We start from the raw sequence: 20,191 nt of genomic DNA on the forward strand, positions 1-20,191 counted from the left end.
CGACTCGGGTGTCAACCAACTTGGACTATACGGGGCTCGCTGTCGTTTGGTTTCACGGCGGCGAGGGCGTCGAGAGCGCGCTGGCGTGCGGCATCGTGATCCACGATCGGGCGCGGGTAGGTCTCGCCCAGCCGGACGCCCGCCGCGGCGAGGCGCGCCGGCGAGGCGGTCCACGGCTGGTGGATGACGTCGGGAGGCAATCCGGCCAGTTCCGGAACGAACTGGCGCACGTAGGAGCCGTCCGGGTCGAACTTCTCGCCCTGCAGGATCGGGTTGAAGATGCGGAAATAGGGAGCCGCGTCGGCGCCGGAGCCGGCGACCCACTGCCAGCTCGCCGCGTTGTTGGCCGGATCCGCGTCCACCAGCGTGTCCCAGAACCAGTCCTCGCCGAGACGCCAGTCGACGAGCAGGTGCTTGATGAGGAACGACGCCGCGATCATGCGGACGCGGTTGTGCATCCAGCCCGTCTGCCACAGCTGGCGCATGCCCGCGTCCACGATCGGGTAGCCGGTTCGCCCGCGCTGCCATGCCCGGAGCGCCGCCTCGTCCGACCGCCACGGGAAGGCATCGAACTTGGCCTGGATGTTGACCCTGTCCATGTCGGGGCGCTGGTAGAGAAGGTGGTAGGAGAATTCCCGCCACCCCAGCTCCGCGAGGAACTTCTGCAGGTCGGTGCCGCTCGCCCGGGTCCGGCCGGACATCACGGCCGCGCTTGCGGCGTGCCAAACCTGCCGCGCGCCGATCTCCCCGAAGCGCAGGAAGGGAGAGAGCTGCGACGTCGAGGCCCGGTCGGGCCTGTCGCGCTGGGCGGCGTAGCCGGCAAACTCGTCCTCGATGAAGGTGGAGAGGCGCTCGGCCGCCCCTGCCTCGCCCGGCACCCACGCCTCGCGCATGCCGCCCGCCCAGTCGGGCCCTGTCGGCCGCAGCTTGAGGTCATCCAGCGTCACCCGCGCGGGGAGGGAGGTCGGATGTTCGGCCGGGGTCCAGCTCTGGGGGGCAGGGGAGGGTGCGGGCGGATCGCCGGAGGCGAGCGCGGCGCGCCAGAACGGCGAGAACACCTTCAGGGGCTCCCCCGTCTTGCTCTTCACCTGCCATGGCTCATAGAGCAGCGCCGCGTTGAAGCTTTCGGCCTGGATCCCGGCACCCCGCAGGTCCGCCTTGACCTGCGTGTCGACGGCGATCCCGGCCGCCGTGTAGCGCCGGTTCCAGAAGACCGCCCGAGGTGACGTCGCGGAGGCGAGGGAGGCCATCACCTCGCGCGCCGGGCCGTTGAGGACCAGGAGGTCGGAACCGCGCAAGCGCAGCGAGGCGGCGAGCGCCGCAAGCGAATGATGGAGCCACCAGCGGGCTGCGCCACCCAGGGCGCGCACCCCCGGCGACGTCTCGTCGTGGATGAAGACGCACAGCACGGGCGAGCCGGTGGCGACCGCCCCGGCCAATGCGGGGTTGTCCGCGAGACGGAGGTCGTCGCGGAACCAGACGATCACGGGCTGGGTCATGGGCTCTGCACTGCTCTTCGAGGACCGGGCCGGCGGGTTACGCGCCCGCCTCCGGCCCGGATCATCGGCCTGCGAGGCCATGCTAGCGACCGGCAGTGCCCTCGCAAGCGATGCCGTCGCCGTCGTCGTCGAGGAACGGCTTGTATCCGGGCTGGCCGCGGAAGGCACGATCGACGCCGAGGAGCCGCGCGGTGGAGCAGTCGAACACGAGGATGTGCCTGGTCATGTCGAACATCGACCATCCGCGCTCGTTCGCGGCGAGAATGGTGAGGGTGACGGCGCTGCCGATCACGAACGCCGTGATGGCCAGGGCGATCTGGCCCCACCGGCGCCCTTTCGGCTTCGGCCGGGCGGCGAGATAACCGTCGGTCACCGTCGCGAAGCGCGCCTTGAGCGCATCGGCGCGCTCGTCCGCGCCGGGGCGCAGGGGCGACGGGCCCGGGTCTGGCGGGCGATTCTGCCGCGGGGTCAACCGCGCCTCCATGGCTGCGTGACTGCGGAACGCTAGCAGTACCTCGGCCGCCTGCAAGCATGGACTGGGCCGTGCCGCCCGATCCGGCTTCCGCTTGCGCTGCGGCGAACGCCGGGACGACCGGGCGGGCCATTCGCCATCCCGCGGTTACCATGGGGCCGCTACCGTCACGCGGCGTGTCCGAATGGACTTGCGCCGGCGGGCCTGATCGGTGTAGACCCCCGCTCGCCGACGGTCCCCGATAGCTCAGTTGGTAGAGCATTCGACTGTTAATCGAATGGTCGCAGGTTCGAGTCCTGCTCGGGGAGCCATCCTTTCTCGTACATGCGCTTCCACACTCCGTGCCCGGCCCGAGCATTGTCTTCGGTCGATTGCGGCGCGTTGCTCCCGTTGGTTCCGGAGCAGCTGGTTCGAAGCGCCTCGCATGCAAGTTGATTGATGTCGGCGGCCGCGAAAGACGGGTTGCGGCGCGCTGTGTCATCCTGTTATCAGGTGCCCAGGCTCCGGCCCGGCCGGGGACGTCGCGATGGCCTCGTGGCGGAGTGGTTACGCAGAGGACTGCAAATCCTTGTACGGGGGTTCGATTCCCTCCGAGGCCTCCATCGCCCCCCGGACGAACGAGCGTCCGGGCATGACGCAGCCAGGAGCCGTTTGAGTGGCCCTCGCTTGCCCGGCATGAACGATCTTCACGACGCCTGCGCGGATACAGCCTCCGCTGGTGACGATCTCCCGATCCTTCGCCTACCGTCGTGCTTGCGTTTTGAGACGCTTGGTTCAAAACAGCCGCACGGTTGCCCGTGTCCGCCGCTCGTCTGACTGGAGTTCCGCCATGCCCGATTTCGCCCAGCTCCGCCGCACGATGGTCGACGGCCAGATCCGGACCTACGACGTCACGGATCCGGACCTCATCGCGGCGCTGGACGCGGTCCCCCGCGAGCGTTTCGTCGCCGATTCGGCTCTGGCCTACACCGACCGGCCGCAGGCGATGCTGGCGCAAAGCGACCGGCAGCTCATGACCCCGATGGTCTTTGCCCGCCTGGCGCAGGCCGCGGGCATCCGTAGCGGCGACCGCGTTCTGATTGTGGGGTGCGGCACAGGCTACGGAGCCGCCGTGATCGCCGGCGTGGCCGGCGCCGTCGTGGCACTCGAATCGGATCCAGCCCTGGCGGATGCGGCGAAGTCCGTCCTCGCGTCGCTCGGCGCCTCTGGGGCGGAGGTTGTCGTGGGGCCGCTCCCGTCCGGCGTGCCGTCGAAGGCGCCCTTCGACGTCGTGCTCCTGGAAGGCGCCTTCGAGACCGAACCGGAGACCCTCCTGTCGCAGCTGGCGGACGGGGGGCGGCTGGTCGGCGTGCGGGGGCGCGGCCGCGCCGCCCGTGCCGTCGTGTACACGCGGTCCGGTACGGTGGTGGGCGACCGCACCGTGACGGAAGCAGCGGCTCCAGTCCTCCCCGGTTTCACGCGAGAGCCAGCTTTCGTGTTCTGAGGGGTGTTACTTAATTGCGCCACCTTTCCAAATTCCGCAGGTGAGGTCTTTCAACCCGACCTTCGGAAACGCTACTGTGGTCGACGATCGCCGCAGCTCACGGTTGCGGATTCGAAAGGAATTCTGGGCATCGTGCCGCCAGACGCTTGAAATGTGGGGCAACCATTGAGCCGGGTCAGATTGAACATCCTGCGGTCCCTGCTGCTCTCGGGCGTGGTCGTGATCGGCGGCGCCGGGACCACGATGGCGCAGGAGAACATCAGCGGCGCCCTCGCCAAGGCTTACGCTGCGAACCCGCAGTTGAACGCCGCGCGCGCCAGCACACGGGCCATCGACGAGAACGTGCCGCGCCAGATGTCCGGCTACCGGCCGCGCATCACCGCGTCGGCCGACGTGGGCTACACCACGCAGGACCTGTACCGGAGCCAGTGGGCGAACGATAAGTACTTCCCGCGCGGCGGCGGCGTTCAGGTCGACCAGAACCTCTGGAACGGCAACCGCACCATCAATGGCGTGAGGCAGGCTGACGCCACGGTGCTGGCGTCTCGCGAATCGCTGCGCGCCACGGAGCAGACGGTCCTCAACGACGCGGCCACGGCCTACATGGACGTGCTGCGCGACACCGCCATCCTCAACCTCCGCAAGAACAACATTGACGTCCTCGAAGAGCAGCTGCGGCAGACCCGCGACCGTTTCAACGTCGGCGAAGTGACCCGTACGGACGTCGCCCAGGCCGAGGCGCGGCTGGCACAGGCCAACTCGGACGCCAGCGCGGCGGCCGGAAACCTGAAGGCCAGCATTGGCCGGTACCGCGCCGTGGTCGGCGCGGAGCCTCGGCAGCTGGCGCCTGCCAAGGCGCTGGATACGATCCTGCCGCGGTCGCTCGACGCGGCCATCGTCGTCGGTCTCGCCGAGCATCCCACGATCCTGTCGGCGCTCCACACCGTGGACGCCGCCGAGCTTAACGTGAAGGTCATCGAGGGCGAGCTCTACCCCACCGTCGGCCTGCGCGCCGCTGCGACGAAGCGCTGGGACTTCCAGGCGTCGAACGTCGAGCAGAATCAGGCAGCGGTGCTCGGCACGGTGTCGGTGCCGATCTACGAGGGCGGCGAGACCTACGCCCGCGTCCGGCAGGCCAAGGAAACGCTGGCGCAGCGCCGCATCGAGGCCGACCAGGCTCGTGAGACCGTCCGGTCGCAGGTGGTCACCGCCTGGGCCGCGCTCGAATCGACGATCCAGCAGATCGCGGCGTCCCAGGCCCAGATCCAGGCGTCCGAGACGGCGCTAAACGGCGTTCGCGAGGAGGCGAAGGTCGGCCAGCGCACCACGCTCGACGTCCTCAACGCCCAGCAGGAACTGCTCAGCGCCCGCGTCCAGCTCGTCACCGCCCAGCGCAACCGCGTCGTGGCCTCCTACGCCTTGCTCGGCGCCATCGGCCGCCTGTCGGCCCGCCAGCTGGCGCTCAGGGTCGACGAGTACGAGCCCAAGGTTCACTACGAGCAGGTGCGCGACAAGTGGATCGGCTTGCGGACGCCTGACGGTCGCTGACGCGTCCTTCCATTCGACGTTGACAGCGCCGGCCCCGTCCTTGCGTTCGGGGCCGGCGTTTTCATAATCGCTGTTGGCATCGGCGGCGCATGAAGCGACCGATTCGGTGCGGTGTGTCTGGCGGCGGGGCGGACGTATGAGTGCGAGCCTGAAGGCGAACGAACCGTCGATGGAGGAGATCCTCGCCTCCATCCGCCGCATCATCGCGGACGACAACGGCACGGCCCCGGCTGACACAGCGCCCGCGGCACCGGAACCGGAGCCGGTGGAGGACGCCGACGTTCTCGACCTCGCCACGCTGCCGCAGGACGCTCCGCCGGTCGACGACGACATCGAGTTCCGCGAGGTCGAGGAGCCTCTCCTCGTCGTTCCGCCGCATCTGCTGAAGCCGGAACCCGCGCCGCCGCCAGCGCCCGCTCCCGCTCCGGCTCCCGTCTTCGAGGAGCCGGCACCGCGTTTCGCCGCTCCGCCTCCGCCGCTGGAGGACAGCCTGCTGTCGGAGGCGACGAACGCGTCCGTGTCGGCGGCCTTCGGCGCTTTGACCTCGACGATCATCACGCAGAATGCGCGGACCCTCGAGGATCTCGTGAAGGACATGCTGCGACCGATGCTCAAGGCGTGGCTGGACGAGAACCTTCCGGGTCTCGTCGAGCGGCTGGTGAAGGCCGAGATCGAGCGCGTGACGCGCGGGCCGCGCTGACGGCGCGTGGCGGCCGGGGTCCCCGGCGCCTTCCGACGACATTGACGAACCGGGCGTCGTCGGCTTTCTAGCCGCCACGGCCAACGCTGCATGCCGCGCCGCGGGCGCGAGGAACCACCCGATGATGGACAAGACCTTCGACCCGGCGACCGTCGAGGACAGGATCGCCGCCCTTTGGGACCGCGAGCAGGCCTTCCGGGCCGGCCGGCCCGAGCGGGCCGGCGCCGAGCCCTACTGCATCGTGATCCCGCCGCCGAACGTCACCGGTTCGCTGCACATGGGCCACGCGCTCAACAACACGCTGCAGGACGTTCTGTGCCGCTTCGAGCGGATGCGGGGCAAGGACGTGCTCTGGCAGCCGGGCACCGACCATGCGGGCATCGCCACGCAGATGGTGGTCGAGCGCCAGCTGATGGAGCGCCAGGAGCCCGGCCGGCGCGAGATGGGGCGCGAGGCGTTCCTGAAGCGCGTCTGGTCGTGGAAGGAGGAGAGCGGCGGCACCATCATCCGCCAGCTGAAGCGCCTCGGTGCCTCCTGCGACTGGTCGCGCGAGCGCTTCACCATGGACGAGGGCCTCTCGCAGGCCGTGCTCGAGGTCTTCGTCACCCTTCACAAGCAGGGGCTCATCTACCGCGACAAGCGCCTCGTGAACTGGGACCCCAAGTTCCAGACGGCGATCTCGGACCTCGAGGTGCAGCAGATCGAGACAAAGGGGAATCTCTGGCACTTCCGGTATCCCATTGAAGGGTCAGACGAAACCATTACCGTTGCGACCACGCGCCCGGAGACGATGCTGGGCGACACCGCGGTCGCCGTGCATCCGGAGGACGAGCGCTATCGTCATCTCGTCGGGTGCTTCGCGATCCTGCCGCTGGTCGGCCGGCGCATTCCGATCGTCGCCGACGAATACTCCGACCCCGAGAAGGGCTCCGGCGCCGTCAAGATCACGCCTGCCCACGATTTCAACGACTTCGAGGTCGGCCGGCGCCATTCGCTGCGTCTGATCAACATCTTCGACGCCGAAGCTCAGCTCACGCTGAAGGGCAACGAGGCGTTCCTGGAGGGCGTGGCGCCGTCGGACGACCTCGACCGCGTGCTTGCGCTCGACGGGCAGGACCGGTTCGCCGCGCGCAAGGCCATTGTCGCGCTGATGGATGAGAAGGGCCTCCTTTCCGCCATCGAGCCCAACACCCATGCCGTGCCGCATGGCGACCGCTCGGGCGTGGTGATCGAGCCCTGGCTCACCGACCAGTGGTACGTCGACGCCAAGACGCTGGCGCAGCCGGCGCTGGAGGCGGTGCGAAACGGCAAGACGGTGTTCGTGCCGAAGAACTGGGAGAAGACCTACTTCGAGTGGCTCGAGAACATCGAGCCGTGGTGCGTCTCCCGCCAGCTGTGGTGGGGCCACCAGATTCCGGCCTGGTACGGGCCCGACGGCACGGTCTTCGTCGAGAAGACTGAGGCGGAGGCGCTTGCGGCCGCGGCAGCGCATTACGGCGAGGCCGTGGCGCTGCGCCGCGACGAGGACGTCCTCGACACGTGGTTCTCCTCGGCATTGTGGCCGTTCTCGACGCTCGGCTGGCCCGAGCCCACCAAGGAGCTGGCCCGCTACTATCCGACCAGCGTCCTCGTCACCGGCTTCGACATCATCTTCTTCTGGGTCGCCCGGATGATGATGATGGGCCTGCACTTCCGGCACGAGATTCCCTTCCACACCGTCTACATCCACGCCCTCGTCCGCGACGAGAAGGGGGCCAAGATGTCGAAGTCGAAGGGGAACGTGATCGACCCGCTCGACCTGATCGACGAGTACGGGGCGGATGCGCTGCGCTTCACGCTCGCCGCCATGGCGGCGCAGGGCCGCGACATCAAGCTGTCGCGCCAGCGCGTCGAGGGCTACCGCAATTTCGCGACGAAGCTCTGGAATGCCGCCCGCTTCGCCGAGATGAACGGGTGCACCCGCGTGGCGGGCTTCGACCCGGCCGGCGCCCGGTTGACGCTCAACCGCTGGGCGCTCGGCGAATTCGACCGCGCGGTCGGCGAGGTGACGGCCGCCATCGAAGCCTACCGATTCAACGATGCCGCGAACGCCGCGTACCGCTTCGTGTGGAACGTGTTCTGCGACTGGTATCTCGAGCTCGCCAAGCCGGTCTTCGCGGGCGAGGACGAGGCGGCGAAGGCAGAGACCCGGGCGAGCGTCGCCTATGTGCTCGACGGCATCGCCCGGCTTCTGCACCCGTTTATGCCCTACATCACCGAGGAGTTGTGGGCGATCAAGGGCGCCGAGGGGCCGACGCGTGAGACCATCCTTGCGCTCGCGCCCTGGCCCGCGTCAGGGTCGCTGGCGGCGCCGGAGGCCGAGGCGGAGATCGGCTGGCTCGTCGACCTCATCACCGAGATCCGTTCGGCCCGCACCGAGACGAACGTGCCCGCGGGTGCGCAGATCCCGCTGGTCCTCGTCGGCGCCTCGGCCGGGACGCGGGAGCGCGTCGCGCGCTGGGGCGACATGCTGCGGCGGCTCGCCCGGCTCTCGGAGGTGACCTTCGCCGACACCGCGCCGCCCCAGTCGGTGCAGATGGTGGTGCGCGGCGAGGTCGCGGCGCTGCCGCTCGCGGGGATCGTCGACCTCGCGGCGGAGAAGGCCCGCCTCGTCAAGGAGATCGCGCGGCTCGACGCCGACGTCGCGAAGATCGACGCCAAGCTCGGCAACGCCGACTTCCTGGCCCGCGCGCCCGAGCAGGTCGTCGAGGAGCAGCGCGAGCGCCGCGAGGAGGCCGTGTCCCGGCGGGGCAAGCTCAGCGAGGCGCTGGAGCGGCTCGGCTGAGGCCGAGGCCAACGCCAAGGCAATGAGGCCAGGTCAGGTTGTCGGCGGCGGGGCCTTGAGCAGCCTGCAGCCGGCGATCTTCCATGATCCGTCGGGCTGCCGCTCCATGGTGTAGACGGCGAGCCAGTCCTCGCCGGCGGTGTCCGTGATCCGCACCTCCTGCTCGGGTCCCGCAGGCGTGTCCCGCAGCGGACCGAAGCTCCACGCCTTCGGCCGGTAGACCGGCTGGTAGCCCTGCCGGACCATGGCCATGAAGTTGTCTGTCGTCCGGAACATCGTCTGGATGCCGGGAGAAGCGTGCGACCAGGCCCGAGGCCCGTCGTCGCCGAGGAAGGCCTTCAACTGATCCTCGATCACGGCGCGGACGGCGTCGTCCGCCCGCGCTGCAACCGGTTGCACGAGGGCGAGCGCCGCCGCGGCGGCCGTCCACAGGATCGCGTCTCGGCGGGCCATGGCGTCTTCTCCTTGTCCCGTCTTCAGCTAGGGCTTCCCGGCCATCCGGGGAGGGGGGCGAACGCGGCGGAAGGGCGGCTAAATCACGTCAACGCTCTGTTGCAAGGGCCGCGGTTCTGTCGCAACGTTCACACCAGAACCGAAACGCCCCGGCCCATTCCCGCAGAGGAGGACGCGCCCATGTTCCATTTCACGATCCGATCGACGACGGCGGCGCTGGCGCTGGGCCTGCTGCTGTCCAGCGCCTCCGCGCAGGTGGTCTACAACCGCGGCAACCCGGGCGATCCCGAGACGCTCGACGCGCACAAGACCTCGACGGTCGTGGAAAGCGACATCCTCTACGACCTCTACGAGGGCCTCGTCACCTACGATGCCAAGGGCAACATCGTGCCGGGCGTGGCCGAGAGCTGGGCGGCGAACGACGACGGCACCGTCTACACCTTCAAGCTGCGGCCGGGCGTGAAGTGGTCGAATGGCGACCCGCTGGTCGCGGGCGACTTCGTCTTCTCGTTCCGCCGCCTGCTCGATCCCGCGACCGGGGCGAAGTACGCCAACATCCTCTACACGCTGAAGAACGCCGAGAAGGTCAACAAGGGCCAGGCGAAGGTCGAGGAGCTCGGCGTCAAGGCCGTCGACGACCGCACCCTGGAGATCACGCTCGAGAACCCGGCGCCGTACTTCGTGGCGCAGCTCGCCCACCAGACCGGCCTGCCGCTGCACCCGGGCTCGGTCCAGAAGCACGGCAAGGACTTCGTCAAGCCGGAGAACTGGGTGTCGAACGGCGCCTTCACGCTCAAGTCCTTCGTGCCGAACGACAAGATCGTGATGACGAAGAACCCGAACTACCGGGAGGCGGGCACCGTCAAGATCGACCAGGTGAACGTGTTCCCCATCGAGGACCGCGCCGCCGGCCTGCGCCGCTTCCAGGCGGGCGAGATCCACACCTACAACGACGTCCCGACGGACCAGATCAAGTTCATCCGCGACAACCTGAAGGGCCAGTTCAAGCTCGCGCCCTACCTCGGCACCTACTACTTCGTGTTCAACACGAAGAAGGAGCCGCTGAACGACGTGCGGGTGCGCGAGGCGCTGTCGATGCTGATCGACCGCGAGTTCCTCGCCGAGGAGATCTGGGGCGGGACGATGATCCCGGCCTACTCCTTCGTGCCGCCGGGCATCGGCAACTACGGCGCCCCGGCCACGGTCAAGTGGAAGGACCTCTCGCCGATCGAGCGCGAGGAGAAGGCCAAGCAGCTCCTCAAGGAGGCGGGCTACGGCCCGGGCGGCAAGAAGCTGAACCTCGAGATCCGCTACAACACCTCCGAGAACCACAAGAACACCTCGGTGGCGATGGCCAACCAGTGGAAGCCCTTCAACGTCGACGTGAAGCTGGTCAACACGGATCTGAAGACCCACTACGCGCTGCTGCGCGACAAGGGTGACTTCGACGTAGCCCGCGCTGGCTGGATCGCCGACTACTCCGACCCGCAGAACTTCCTGTTCCTCGGCGAGAGCGACAACAAGGGGTTGAACTACGCGAACTACGCCAACCCCGAGTATGACGCACTGATGAAGAAGGCGGCGGCCACCAAGGACCTCACCGAGCGCGCCAAGGTTCTGCAGCAGGCCGAGGCGATCTTCCTGCGTGACCAGCCCTACATCCCGCTGATGTTCTACGGCTCGAAGAACCTCGTGTCGCCGAAGGTGAGCGGCTACGAGACCAACACGCTCGACCGCCACCTGTCGCGCTTCCTGACGATCTCCAACTGATCGTCCCGGCCGGCAACCGGCACCCCGGCGCGGTGACGCGTCGGGGCGGGCACCGGGAGGCGGGGCGTTCGGCCCCATCCTCGGTGCCGCGCCGCGGCCGGCCGCGTCGCGCGACGAGGCGGGCATGTCCGCACTGAGAACCATGGGCATCGCGGGCGCCTGCCACCGCGGGTGCGCTCCGGTCGGGGGGCGGTGAGGCGATGGGGCTTTACGTCATCCGCCGCCTGCTCTCGGCGATCCCGACCCTCTTCCTGATCATCACGATCTCATTCTTCCTGATCCGCGTCGCACCGGGCGGGCCGTTCGATCTCGAGCGGCCGCTCGAGGCGAAGGTCATGGAGAACCTGCGCAAGATCTACCGGCTCGACGAGCCCCTCTGGTACCAGTACTGGCTCTACATCACGGCTCTGGTGCAGGGCGACCTCGGCCCGTCCTTCTACTTCCGCGACTTCACCATCGGCGAGCTCTTCGCTCGCGGACTGCCGATCTCCATCCGGCTCGGGCTGTCGGCGCTGGTCCTCGCCGTCGTCGTGGGGGGGACGCTGGGCGTCATCGCGGCCTTCCGCCAGAACCGCTCGACCGACTATGTCGTGGTGGGGCTCGCCACCTTCGGCATCACCGTGCCGACCTTCGTCGTCGCGCCGATCCTGCAGATCGTCTTCGGGCTGATGCTCGCTTGGCTGCCGGTCGGCGGCTGGAACGACGGCGCCTTCCGCAACACCGTCCTGCCGATCCTGACGCTCGCCCTGCCGCAGGTCGCCGTCGTCGCCCGCATGACCCGCGCGGCCATGATCGAGGTGCTGCGCTCCAACCACATCCGGACGCTGCGCGCGAACGGCCTGCCGCTGTCGATGATCGTCAGCCACGCGCTGCGCGGGGCGGCGCTGCCGGTCGTCTCCTATCTCGGCCCGGCGGCGGCCGCGCTGCTCACCGGGTCCGTGGTGGTGGAGACGATCTTCGGCATCCCGGGCATCGGCCGCTACTTCGTGGAGGGCGCGCTCAACCGCGACTACACGCTGGTCATGGGCACGGTGATCGTGATCGCGATCTTCGTGCTCGTCTTCAACCTGCTCGTCGACCTCGTCTACGCGCTGATCGACCCGCGGGTGCGCTATGAGTGACGCCGTCGCCGCCGCCCCGTCAGCCGTCGCGAAGCCTGCCAAGGGTCGGTCGCTCTGGGCGGACGCGCGGGCGCGCCTCGCACGCAACAGGGCGGCGATGGCGAGCCTCGTCGTCCTCGGCTTCGTCGCGTTGGCCTGCCTGCTCGGCCCCTACGTCACGGGGCACGACTATGACCAGGTCTACCAGGATTACGTGCGCGTGCCGGCGCAGCTCGCCGCCTTCCCGACGGCCGAGCAGTTGCCGCCGGCCACCGACCGCATCGCCTCCCGCATCCGGGCGAAGGCGGAGGATCTGAAGGTCACGGGCGACACGATGCGCGTGACGCTGACGGCGACCCGCCCCATCGACGAACGGCTGCTCGTCTACTTCGACCGCTCGGACCTGTTCGGCCAGGCGAAGGTCGCGGAGAAGGCGGACGACGGTCGCCGGCTCGTGGTGGACGTCCCCATCGACCGCAAGCACTTCTACTTCGGCACCGACTCCAACGGGCGCGACCTGCTCACGCGCACGCTCGTCGCCGGGCGGGTGTCGATGGCCATCGGCGTCCTGGCGACGACGGTGGCGATCCTGATCGGCGTGCTCTGGGGCGCGCTCGCCGGCTATCTCGGCGGGCGCGTCGACAACGTCATGATGCGCATCGTCGACATCCTCTACTCGCTGCCCTTCATCTTCTTCGTCATCCTGCTCGTCGTCTTCTTCGGGCGGAACTTCGTGCTGATGTTCATCGCCGTAGGCGCCGTCGAATGGCTGGACATGGCGCGGATCGTCCGGGGCCAGACGCTCTCCATCAAGCGCCAGGAATACGTGCAGGCGGCCGAGGCGCTGGGCGTCTCGACGGGCGGCATCCTGCGCCGCCACGTCATCCCCAACACGCTGGGGCCGGTCGTCGTCTACATGACGCTGCTGGTGCCCAAGGTGATCCTGCTGGAAAGCTTCCTCTCGTTCCTCGGGCTCGGCGTGCAGGAGCCGATGACGAGTTGGGGCGTGCTGATCGCCGAAGGCGCCAAGAACATCCAGGGCTCCACCTGGATGCTGGTGTTTCCCTCCATCTTCCTCACCGGCACGCTGTTCTGCCTGAATTTCATCGGCGACGGACTGCGCGACGCGCTCGATCCCAAGGACCGCTGAGATGAGCGTGTCACCGGCCCCTTCCGCCGTGCCCGCCGCGCCCATTCTCAGCGTGCGGGACCTCCACGTCCGGTTCCGCACCACGGACGGCCTGCTGCACGCGGTGCGGGGCATCGACCTCGACGTGGCGCCGGGGGAGACGCTCGCCATCGTCGGGGAGAGCGGCTCGGGCAAGAGCCAGGCGATGATGGCCGTCATGGGCCTGCTGGCGGCCAACGGCAGCGCCGACGGCTCGGTCACCGTGGACGGCGAGGAGATCCTCGGCCTGTCGCCCAAGGCGCTGAACCGATTCCGTGGGCGGCGCCTCGGCATGATCTTCCAGGAGCCGATGACGTCGCTCGACCCGCTCTACCGGATCGGCGACCAGATCTGCGAGCCGCTTCAGGCGCACCAGGGCCTGTCGCGGCGCGCGGCGCGGGAACGGGCGCTGGAGCTCCTGACCCTCGTCGGCATCCCGCGGCCGCAGGAGCGGCTCGACAGCTACCCCCACGAGATGTCCGGCGGGCAGCGGCAGCGCGTGATGATCGCCATGGCGCTCGCCAACCGGCCGGAGGTGCTGATCGCCGACGAGCCGACGACAGCGCTCGACGTGACCATCCAGGCGCAGATCCTGGACCTGCTGGCCGACCTCAAGACACGCTTCGGCATGGCGATCGTGTTCATCACGCATGACCTCGGGATCGTCCGGCGCTTCGCCGACCGCGTCGTGGTGATGAAGTCCGGCTCTGTCGTGGAGACGGGCGCCACCGCCGACGTCTTCGGCGCGCCGCGCGAGGCCTATACGCGGATGCTGCTGGCGGCGGAGCCGACGGGCCGCAAGGCGCCCCCGCCGCCGGACGCACCGGTCGTCGTGGAGGCGAAGGACGTCCGCGTCACCTTCTCGTTGCGGAAGGGCTGGTTTGGGCGAACGCACTCGGAGTTGCGCGCGGTCGACGGAGTCAGCTTCACCCTCAAGCGCGGCGGCACCATCGGCATCGTCGGGGAGTCGGGATCGGGCAAGTCGACGCTGGGGCGCGCCGTGCTGCGGCTCCTGCCGGCCTCGGGCAGCGTGACCTACGAGGATCGCGCCCTGATGCCGCTCGACCGCGACGCCATGCGGCCGCTGCGCAAGCAACTGCAACTCGTGTTCCAGGATCCGTTCGGCTCGCTCTCGCCGCGCATGACGGTGGGCGAGATCATCACCGAGGGCCTGCTCGTCCACGAGCCCGGCGTCACCCGAAGCGAGCGCGACAGGCGGGCGGCGCAGGCGCTGGAGGAGGTGAGCCTCGATCCCGCGTCCCGCAACCGGTTTCCGCACGAGTTCTCTGGCGGCCAGCGGCAGCGCATCGCCATCGCCCGCGCCATGATCCTGAAGCCGAAGCTCGTCGTGCTGGACGAGCCGACCTCCGCGCTGGACCGCTCGGTGCAGAAGGAGATCGTCGACCTGCTGCGCGGGCTGCAGGAGCGCCATGCGCTTTCCTACCTCTTCATCAGCCACGACCTCGCGGTGGTGCGGGCGCTGGCCGACGAGATCCTCGTGATGAGGGGCGGGAAGGTGGTGGAGCGCGGCGGCGTCGACGCGATCTTCGCCGACCCGCAGGAGGCCTACACCCGTGCGCTGATCGCGGCGGCCTTCCTCACCGACGACCGCGAGGCCGCGCTGGCGCGGCTATCGGCCTCAGCTTGAGACATTTTCCGTATGGGATAGGCTGACCATCCGGGGCGCAAGCGGAGGAGGCTGCGGTGGGGCTCTTCAAGTTCATCAAGGATGCGGGTGCGAAGCTGTTCGGAACCTCGGCGAAGGCCGAGGAAATCGCCGGAGCCGTGAAGGGGACGGGTCTCGACACGAGCGGCGTCTCGTTCTCGCTGAACGGCGACCGGGTCGTGCTCAGCGGCACGGCGATGTCGCAGGAGGAGGCCGAGCGGCTCATCCTCGCGGCCGGCAACACGGTCGGCGTGGCGGAGGTCGACACCTCCGGGTTGATCGTCACCAAGGAAACGCCGGCGGCCGAGTTCTACACGGTCAAGAAGGGCGACACGCTCTGGGCGATCGCCGAGAAGCACTACGGCAAGGGCCACGGTGCGAAGTACACCGAGATCGTCAAGGCGAACTCGCCGCCGGTGAAGAACCCGGACCTCATCCAGCCGGGCTGGGTGCTTCGCCTGCCCCCGGCGTCCTGACAACGCCCCGTCGCCGACGGGCAGGAGGCGCCGACGCGCCTCCGCCCACGTCGGGCGATCAGCGCCAGATGTCGAAGGGCGTAGCCTCGCGGCACAGGTAGCCGGCGAGGCAGTACTTGTTGTCCTTCGTCTGCACGAACGACGTCTGCGCCCGCTGCGTGGGGGCGCAGAAGCTGCGGTCGCGCACATATCGGTCGTAGATGAACTGTCCCGTGCCCAGGACGACCGCGCCCTGCTGGCGAACGAGGGCCTGCGCCTGCGCGCACGTCATCGTCAGGCTGTCGGGACGCGACTGCGCAAGCGCGGGGCCTGCGGCGGAGATGGCGACCAGCGTCGCCAGGGCGAGCATCCGTTTCAATTGTAGGTCCTGCTGTTGCTGCACACGTAGCCGGCGAGGCAGTAGCTGGTGTCCTTCGTCTTCACGTAGGACTCCTCGGCCTTCATCGGGAATTTGCAGAAGCTGCCGTCGCGGACATACCGGTCGAAGACGTAGGGACCGGTGCCGAGGATCAGGCTGCCGCGCTGGTTCACCAACGCCTTCGCCTGCGCACAGGTCATCGTCAGGCTGTCCGCCTGCGCCTGCGCGAAGGCCTGCGATCCCCACAGGCACCCGGCGGCCACCGCCGCCACTCGCAGTCCCGTCTTCACCGGCATCCCCCGTCCTCACGCGCGTTCCGCTGAACCTCGCCCGCCGGAACGGCTCCCATTCCTGATACTGTCACGATTGAGCCCGCGACAAGCCGGAAAGCCCCGCGTCACCCGGACGTGAATGCAACACGTGCGACGGACCCGCCTTGCGGCAGAGCAACCGGAACGGGTTCCCGCGAAGGATGGATCTCTTCGGCACCGCTTCCCGGAGCCGGGCGTCCCGGCGCAGCGAGCGAGTTCGCGGGGAATGCTGCCCGGCCCTCCAGCAACGGCCGACCGTCTCCTTCGAGACACTGGTGAGCGGGGCGGGGATCGAACCCGCGACCAGCTGATTAAAAGTCAGCTGCTCTACCACTGAGCTACCCGCCCGGCGCGAAGCCGCCGCCTGCCTAGCCGCGACGGGCCGCGGGGTCAATAGAAGGCGCGTCGGCTGCGGGCGGCGCGGCTACTCCGCCGCGAGGGCAGCGTCGCGGCGGGGAAGGCCGGCGGCGAGGCCCAGGAGGACGCGGTCGTGCAGCACGACGGCGACCTCCTTGCCGTGCAGCCAGCCGACGAGTTCCTCGATCGACTCCGCCTCGCGGACCTTCGCCTCGGCGACGACGCGGTCCCGGTCGATCTCGCCGCGCTTCGGGCGGTCGGGCGGCGGCAGCATCGCCTCGTGGCGGGCACGCAGCACGGGATCGGCATGGATGGCGATGAGGGCGTTCGCGTCGTCGAAGCCGGATTGCGACAGGTCCTTCATCAGCGCGTTGGCGCGCAGCGCGATCGGCGGCGGCGTCGTCTCCTCGGGCGTCATAAGCAGGCCGGCGCGCTTCAGCGCGAGGCCGAGCGACAGCTGGCCAGACGCGGCCGAGATCGGGATCGCCAGCACGAGGCCCACGATGGTGGGCGACATCCAGCCGAACAGCGACGGAGCGATCATGAAGGCGGAGACACCCGCGAACAGCCCGAAGGCCGTGTGCAGGCGGTGGCGCCGCACGATGTCGCGGAAGGGGATCGACCCATCGTCACGGCGCTGCGGGTTCCAGCCCGTGTCCCGCCCCGCGATGATCTGGAACACCGCACCCGACTGGATCAGCATGAGGATCGGCGCGAGCAGGGCCGACATGATGATCTCGATGACGGCGGACACCACGAGCCGCAGCGAGCCACCCGACCCCTGGCGCAGCGATCGGCGCAGCAGCGCGAGCAGAAGGCCGAACACCTTTGGGGCGAGGAGGATCGCCATGGTGATCAGGAAGAGCTGCAGCGCACGCTCGGCGTCGAAGCGGGGCCAGGTGGGGAACAGCGAGAAGTCCCGCGTGAAGTACTCGGGCCGCACGTAGCGCGTCTGCAGCACCAGCACGATGCCGACCACCAGCTGCGCCAGCCAGAGCGGGGAGGCGAGGTAGCCCATGATCCCCGTGGCGAAGTGCTGGCGGGTGGGCCATGTCAGCCCGGCGGCGCCGATGACGCGCGAATGCTGCAGGTTGCCCTGGCACCAGCGGCGGTCACGGGTGGCGAGGTCGATCAGCGAGGGCGGGCTTTCCTCGTAGCTGCCGTCGAGATCGGGCAGCATGTAGACGGTCCATCCGGCGCGGCGGATGAGGGCGGCCTCGACGAAGTCGTGGCTGAGGATGTGGCCGCCGAACGGGGGCTTGCCGGACAGGGTCGGCATCCCGCAGTGGGCAGCGAAGGCCCGGGTGCGGATGATGGCGTTGTGCCCCCAGTAGTTGCCCTCGCGACCGGACCACACGGCGAGGCCGGTGGCGATGACCGGCCCGTAGATCTTGGCGGCGAACTGCTGGAGACGCGCGAACAGCGTGTTGCGGTTGATGATCAGCGGCAGCGACTGGATGATCCCCGCGTCCGGATCGGACTCCATCGCGGCAGCGAGGCGCACGATGCAGGAGCCGGTCATCAGGCTGTCGGCGTCGAGGACCAGCATGTGGTCGTAGGCCCCGCCCCAGCGGGTGACGAAGTCCTCGATGTTGCCAGCCTTGCGACCGATGTTCCGCTTGCGGTGGCGGTAGTAGATGCGCGCCTGCGGCATGCGCTCGCGCAGCGCGAGGAAGGCCCGCTCCTCGGCGACCCATGCGTCGGGCTGGGTGGAATCCGACAGGATGAAGAAATCGAAGGATGCGAGCAGCCCCGTGCGCTCGATGTCCTCGATCATCGCCTGCAGCGAGGCGAACACGCGGGCCGTCGCCTCGTTGTAGACCGGCGTGACCACGGCGGTCCGGGCGTCGAGCCGGGTGGGCAGCGGCGTGCCGCGCGGCCGGCGCAGCAGCACGAGGAAGCCGACCACCGCGCTCGTGAAGGCGAGGGCGATCCAGGAGAAATTGATCGAGAACAGGGCGACGAGGGCCCACTGCAGGATCGTGACGTTGGAGACCGACACGACCTTGTACATCTCGAACGTGCCCCACGCCGTCAGCGCGAGGGCTCCGAGGAAGACGAGGATCCGGGCCAGCCACGGCGCCCGGCGCGGCCGCACGGGCTTTCGCCGCTGCGAGGCGGGAAACGACTTGAGCGACTGCACCGGCATCGCCAGCGGATGCTCGGGCGGAAGCGCCGGCAGGGACGCCCCGTCGGCAGGCAAGGCCGACTTGCCGCCCTCTATGGCGTCCAACGATACAGCCATGTCTCGCTCACCGGCTTCCCACCCGCCTCGAGCACGAGGCGCAACTCACTCAGCGTTTCGCTGCCGACATCCAGATCGAATCCAATCCTGACGAGTTTTCGTTCAGGATAAGGCCACATCCGGACGTTGACGATCTGCCCCGGCGCGGCGGAGAGCGTCGGACGCAGCTCCGTCGTGGTCTGGGTCGAGCGCAGGCCCTCCCCGGAGAAGTCGACCACGAAACGGCGTTGTGCCGCGTTGCGGCCGCGGCCCACCCGGGTCTGCGTCACCTGCGCGAGGCTCGGCCGCTCCGGCGGCTGCCAGCACCAGAACTGGCGGTAGGCAAAGAAGGTTTCGCCGCCCGCCACCAGGGGCTGCCGGGGACGCCAGTAGGCGAGCACGTTGTCGTTGATCTCGCTGTCGGTCGGAATCTCGATCAGCTGGACCAGGCCGGGGGCCCAGTCGCCGATGGGCTCGATCCACAGGCTCGGCCGGCGCTCGAAGTTCTGATCGTCGTCGAGAAAGCTCGCGTAGTCGCGTTCGCGCTGCAGTAGCCCGAAGCCCTTGGGCGAGGGATCGACGAAGGCGGAGATCTGCAGTGTCTCCGGGTTGGAGAGGGGGCGCCAGATCCACTCGCCGTTGCCGTTGTGGATCTGCAGCCCCGAGCTCTCGTGGACCGCCGGCCGGACGTCGTCGATGTTGCGGCGGTCGTTGGTGCCGAACAGGTAGGTCGAGGTCATGCCGGCGATGCCGTAGTTCTCGACGTTGGCGCGCGGGAACAACGTCACTTCCGTGTCGATGATCGACACGTCCCCGGTGCGCAGCATGAAGCGGTAGGCGCCGACCACGCTCTCGCTGTCGAGAAGCGCGTGAATCACCAGCGCGTCCGACCGCGCGGACGGCTGCTCGATCCAGTAGGCGCGGAACTGCGGGAACTCCTCGCCCTTCGGGTCGCCGGCCTTCAGCGTCAGGCCACGGGCCATGACGCCGAGGTTCTGCCCGCGGGCAGACGACCGGAAGAAGGTCGCGCCCTGGAAGATCGCGACTTCGCGCTGGCGCCCGCCCTGCGCATCGCCGAACACGCGGAAGCCGGAGAAGCCGATGTCCGGAAGGGTGGCGGGCACGTTGAGGCGCCCGTATTCGAACTTGTTGCGGTCGTAGCTGACGCGCCGGACGGTGCCGTCCTCGACGACGAAGAGCGACACAGCGCTCTGGAAGGCGTAGCCGCGGTGCAGCGGCTCGACCGTGAAGCCGCGGCCTTCCTGCTGCCACAGCACGGTTGCGGGAAGAGCCCGGATGCCGATGTACTGCTCGTAGTTCAGGCCGTTGAAGGGGTCCGGCAAGTCGGTGGCCGGGGCGTTGTAGGCCTTCTTGGACAGCAGGCGGGCCAGTTCCACCACCGTTCCCGGGGTGAACGAAGTGCCTTCGCCCAGCGCACTCTGGATCGCGGTCTGCGCGAAGGACTGAGCCGCGGCGGGACCGGCCGCGGCGAGGGCGACCGCGGCGGACGCGCCGCCGGCCAGAAAGCTCCGCCTGTCGATGCCCAGCCGGGCGTCGGGCGGAGAGGGCGATGCGGCAAGGTCGGCCATGGACGCGTTACGCGCTTTCAACGCTGAACTCGGGATGAACGGCGACCCGCCGGCACCCGGTCACGCCATCTGCGGGGCTCCCGGTGGCCATCACCACAGACGCCCTCGCGTCGGCCTGCCCCAATGCGGGGAGCACCACTTCGTTTCGCCGGGGGATCGATTCGGACGCGCGGTTGCACCGCCTCGCCGGGCC

The 20,191-nt window shown here is 69.0% G+C and carries 16 protein-coding genes and 3 tRNA genes; 11 read left to right on the forward strand and 8 right to left on the reverse strand.

Annotated features, from left to right (window positions below):
• Positions 1–11 precede the first annotated feature (11 nt).
• Both ACX9GQ_RS04200 and ACX9GQ_RS04205 read right to left on the reverse strand, forming a co-directional pair.
• Positions 12–1,499 (reverse strand): cryptochrome/photolyase family protein, encoded by a 1,488-nt coding sequence (locus ACX9GQ_RS04200; protein ID WP_459628285.1) that lies wholly within the window; start codon positions 1,497–1,499, stop codon positions 12–14.
• An 82-nt stretch (positions 1,500–1,581) separates the two neighbouring features.
• Positions 1,582–1,971 (reverse strand): excalibur calcium-binding domain-containing protein, encoded by a 390-nt coding sequence (locus tag ACX9GQ_RS04205; protein WP_459628286.1) that lies wholly within the window; start codon positions 1,969–1,971, stop codon positions 1,582–1,584.
• Positions 1,972–2,206: 235 nt separating this feature from the next.
• Between ACX9GQ_RS04205 and ACX9GQ_RS04210 the strand changes: the two genes are divergently transcribed.
• From ACX9GQ_RS04210 to ACX9GQ_RS04235, 6 genes are all read left to right on the forward strand, one after another.
• Positions 2,207–2,282: transfer RNA gene (locus ACX9GQ_RS04210), tRNA-Asn, on the forward strand.
• A gap of 217 nt (positions 2,283–2,499) precedes the next feature.
• Positions 2,500–2,573 (forward strand) — tRNA-Cys (locus ACX9GQ_RS04215).
• A gap of 227 nt (positions 2,574–2,800) precedes the next feature.
• Positions 2,801–3,454, forward strand: coding sequence for a protein-L-isoaspartate O-methyltransferase family protein (locus ACX9GQ_RS04220; protein ID WP_459628287.1), 654 nt, complete (start codon positions 2,801–2,803; stop codon positions 3,452–3,454).
• Between the two features lie 180 nt (positions 3,455–3,634).
• The gene (locus ACX9GQ_RS04225; RefSeq protein ID WP_459628288.1) at positions 3,635–5,002 is read left to right on the forward strand and encodes a TolC family outer membrane protein; all 1,368 of its coding nucleotides are present in this window, start codon (positions 3,635–3,637) and stop codon (positions 5,000–5,002) included.
• Positions 5,003–5,138: 136 nt separating this feature from the next.
• Positions 5,139–5,702, forward strand: a complete 564-nt coding sequence (locus tag ACX9GQ_RS04230) for a PopZ family protein (protein ID WP_459628289.1) — start codon at positions 5,139–5,141, stop codon at positions 5,700–5,702.
• 121 nt (positions 5,703–5,823) lie between these two features.
• Positions 5,824–8,526: a valine--tRNA ligase gene (locus tag ACX9GQ_RS04235; RefSeq protein WP_459628290.1), complete on the forward strand. Its 2,703-nt coding sequence runs from the start codon at positions 5,824–5,826 to the stop codon at positions 8,524–8,526.
• Between the two features lie 33 nt (positions 8,527–8,559).
• Here ACX9GQ_RS04235 and ACX9GQ_RS04240 read toward each other — a convergent pair whose 3' ends face one another.
• On the reverse strand, positions 8,560–8,979 hold the full coding sequence (locus ACX9GQ_RS04240; RefSeq protein ID WP_459628291.1) for a DUF4864 domain-containing protein: 420 nt from the start codon (positions 8,977–8,979) through the stop codon (positions 8,560–8,562).
• A gap of 180 nt (positions 8,980–9,159) precedes the next feature.
• On the opposite strand from ACX9GQ_RS04240, the gene ACX9GQ_RS04245 reads away from it, so the two are divergent.
• From ACX9GQ_RS04245 to lysM, 5 genes are all read left to right on the forward strand, one after another.
• Positions 9,160–10,749, forward strand: a complete 1,590-nt coding sequence (locus ACX9GQ_RS04245) for a peptide ABC transporter substrate-binding protein (RefSeq protein ID WP_459628292.1) — start codon at positions 9,160–9,162, stop codon at positions 10,747–10,749.
• Between the two features lie 200 nt (positions 10,750–10,949).
• Positions 10,950–11,870 carry an oligopeptide ABC transporter permease OppB gene (gene oppB / locus ACX9GQ_RS04250; RefSeq protein WP_459628293.1) on the forward strand — a complete coding sequence of 307 codons (921 nt, stop codon included), beginning with the start codon at positions 10,950–10,952 and terminating at the stop codon, positions 11,868–11,870.
• Positions 11,863–12,999: an ABC transporter permease subunit gene (locus ACX9GQ_RS04255; RefSeq protein ID WP_459628294.1), complete on the forward strand. Its 1,137-nt coding sequence runs from the start codon at positions 11,863–11,865 to the stop codon at positions 12,997–12,999. Before oppB ends, ACX9GQ_RS04255 begins: the two co-directional genes overlap by 8 nt.
• Position 13,000: 1 nt before the next feature.
• Positions 13,001–14,665: an ABC transporter ATP-binding protein gene (locus ACX9GQ_RS04260; RefSeq protein ID WP_459628295.1), complete on the forward strand. Its 1,665-nt coding sequence runs from the start codon at positions 13,001–13,003 to the stop codon at positions 14,663–14,665.
• Positions 14,666–14,721: 56 nt separating this feature from the next.
• Positions 14,722–15,159: a peptidoglycan-binding protein LysM gene (gene lysM, locus ACX9GQ_RS04265; protein WP_459628296.1), complete on the forward strand. Its 438-nt coding sequence runs from the start codon at positions 14,722–14,724 to the stop codon at positions 15,157–15,159.
• A gap of 58 nt (positions 15,160–15,217) precedes the next feature.
• On the opposite strand, the gene ACX9GQ_RS04270 is transcribed toward lysM, so the two are convergent.
• The 5 genes from ACX9GQ_RS04270 to ACX9GQ_RS04290 all read right to left on the reverse strand — a co-directional run bounded on the left by ACX9GQ_RS04270 (position 15,218) and on the right by ACX9GQ_RS04290 (position 19,998).
• On the reverse strand, positions 15,218–15,508 hold the full coding sequence (locus tag ACX9GQ_RS04270) for a hypothetical protein (RefSeq protein ID WP_459628533.1): 291 nt from the start codon (positions 15,506–15,508) through the stop codon (positions 15,218–15,220).
• Between the two features lie 5 nt (positions 15,509–15,513).
• Entirely contained in the window at positions 15,514–15,813 is a 300-nt protein-coding gene (locus tag ACX9GQ_RS04275; RefSeq protein WP_459628297.1) for a hypothetical protein, read from the reverse strand.
• 288 nt (positions 15,814–16,101) lie between these two features.
• A tRNA-Lys gene (locus ACX9GQ_RS04280) sits at positions 16,102–16,176 on the reverse strand.
• A gap of 76 nt (positions 16,177–16,252) precedes the next feature.
• A complete protein-coding gene (gene mdoH, locus ACX9GQ_RS04285; RefSeq protein ID WP_459628298.1) occupies positions 16,253–18,430 on the reverse strand; it encodes a glucans biosynthesis glucosyltransferase MdoH in 2,178 nt (725 codons plus the stop codon).
• Positions 18,406–19,998 (reverse strand): OpgD/OpgG family glucan biosynthesis protein, encoded by a 1,593-nt coding sequence (locus ACX9GQ_RS04290; RefSeq protein ID WP_459628299.1) that lies wholly within the window; start codon positions 19,996–19,998, stop codon positions 18,406–18,408. The genes mdoH and ACX9GQ_RS04290 overlap by 25 nt, the downstream gene beginning before the upstream one ends.
• Positions 19,999–20,191 lie beyond the last annotated feature (193 nt).

It is taken from the genome of Alsobacter sp. R-9 (assembly GCF_054612375.1).

Bases quoted from the DNA above. Each gene is read 5' to 3' on its own strand.
- ACX9GQ_RS04245 (WP_459628292.1), top strand. From the start codon at position 9,160: ATGTTCCATTTCACGATCCGATCGACGACGGCGGCGCTGGCGCTGGGC.
- oppB (WP_459628293.1), top strand. From the start codon at position 10,950: ATGGGGCTTTACGTCATCCGCCGCCTGCTCTCGGCGATCCCGACCCTC.
- ACX9GQ_RS04240 (WP_459628291.1), bottom strand. From the start codon at position 8,979: ATGGCCCGCCGAGACGCGATCCTGTGGACGGCCGCCGCGGCGGCGCTC.
- ACX9GQ_RS04255 (WP_459628294.1), top strand. From the start codon at position 11,863: ATGAGTGACGCCGTCGCCGCCGCCCCGTCAGCCGTCGCGAAGCCTGCC.
- ACX9GQ_RS04260 (WP_459628295.1), top strand. From the start codon at position 13,001: ATGAGCGTGTCACCGGCCCCTTCCGCCGTGCCCGCCGCGCCCATTCTC.
- ACX9GQ_RS04270 (WP_459628533.1), bottom strand. From the start codon at position 15,508: ATGCTCGCCCTGGCGACGCTGGTCGCCATCTCCGCCGCAGGCCCCGCG.
- ACX9GQ_RS04235 (WP_459628290.1), top strand. From the start codon at position 5,824: ATGATGGACAAGACCTTCGACCCGGCGACCGTCGAGGACAGGATCGCC.
- ACX9GQ_RS04275 (WP_459628297.1), bottom strand. From the start codon at position 15,813: ATGCCGGTGAAGACGGGACTGCGAGTGGCGGCGGTGGCCGCCGGGTGC.
- mdoH (WP_459628298.1), bottom strand. From the start codon at position 18,430: ATGGCTGTATCGTTGGACGCCATAGAGGGCGGCAAGTCGGCCTTGCCT.
- ACX9GQ_RS04290 (WP_459628299.1), bottom strand. From the start codon at position 19,998: ATGGCCGACCTTGCCGCATCGCCCTCTCCGCCCGACGCCCGGCTGGGC.
- ACX9GQ_RS04230 (WP_459628289.1), top strand. From the start codon at position 5,139: ATGAGTGCGAGCCTGAAGGCGAACGAACCGTCGATGGAGGAGATCCTC.
- ACX9GQ_RS04220 (WP_459628287.1), top strand. From the start codon at position 2,801: ATGCCCGATTTCGCCCAGCTCCGCCGCACGATGGTCGACGGCCAGATC.
- ACX9GQ_RS04200 (WP_459628285.1), bottom strand. From the start codon at position 1,499: ATGACCCAGCCCGTGATCGTCTGGTTCCGCGACGACCTCCGTCTCGCG.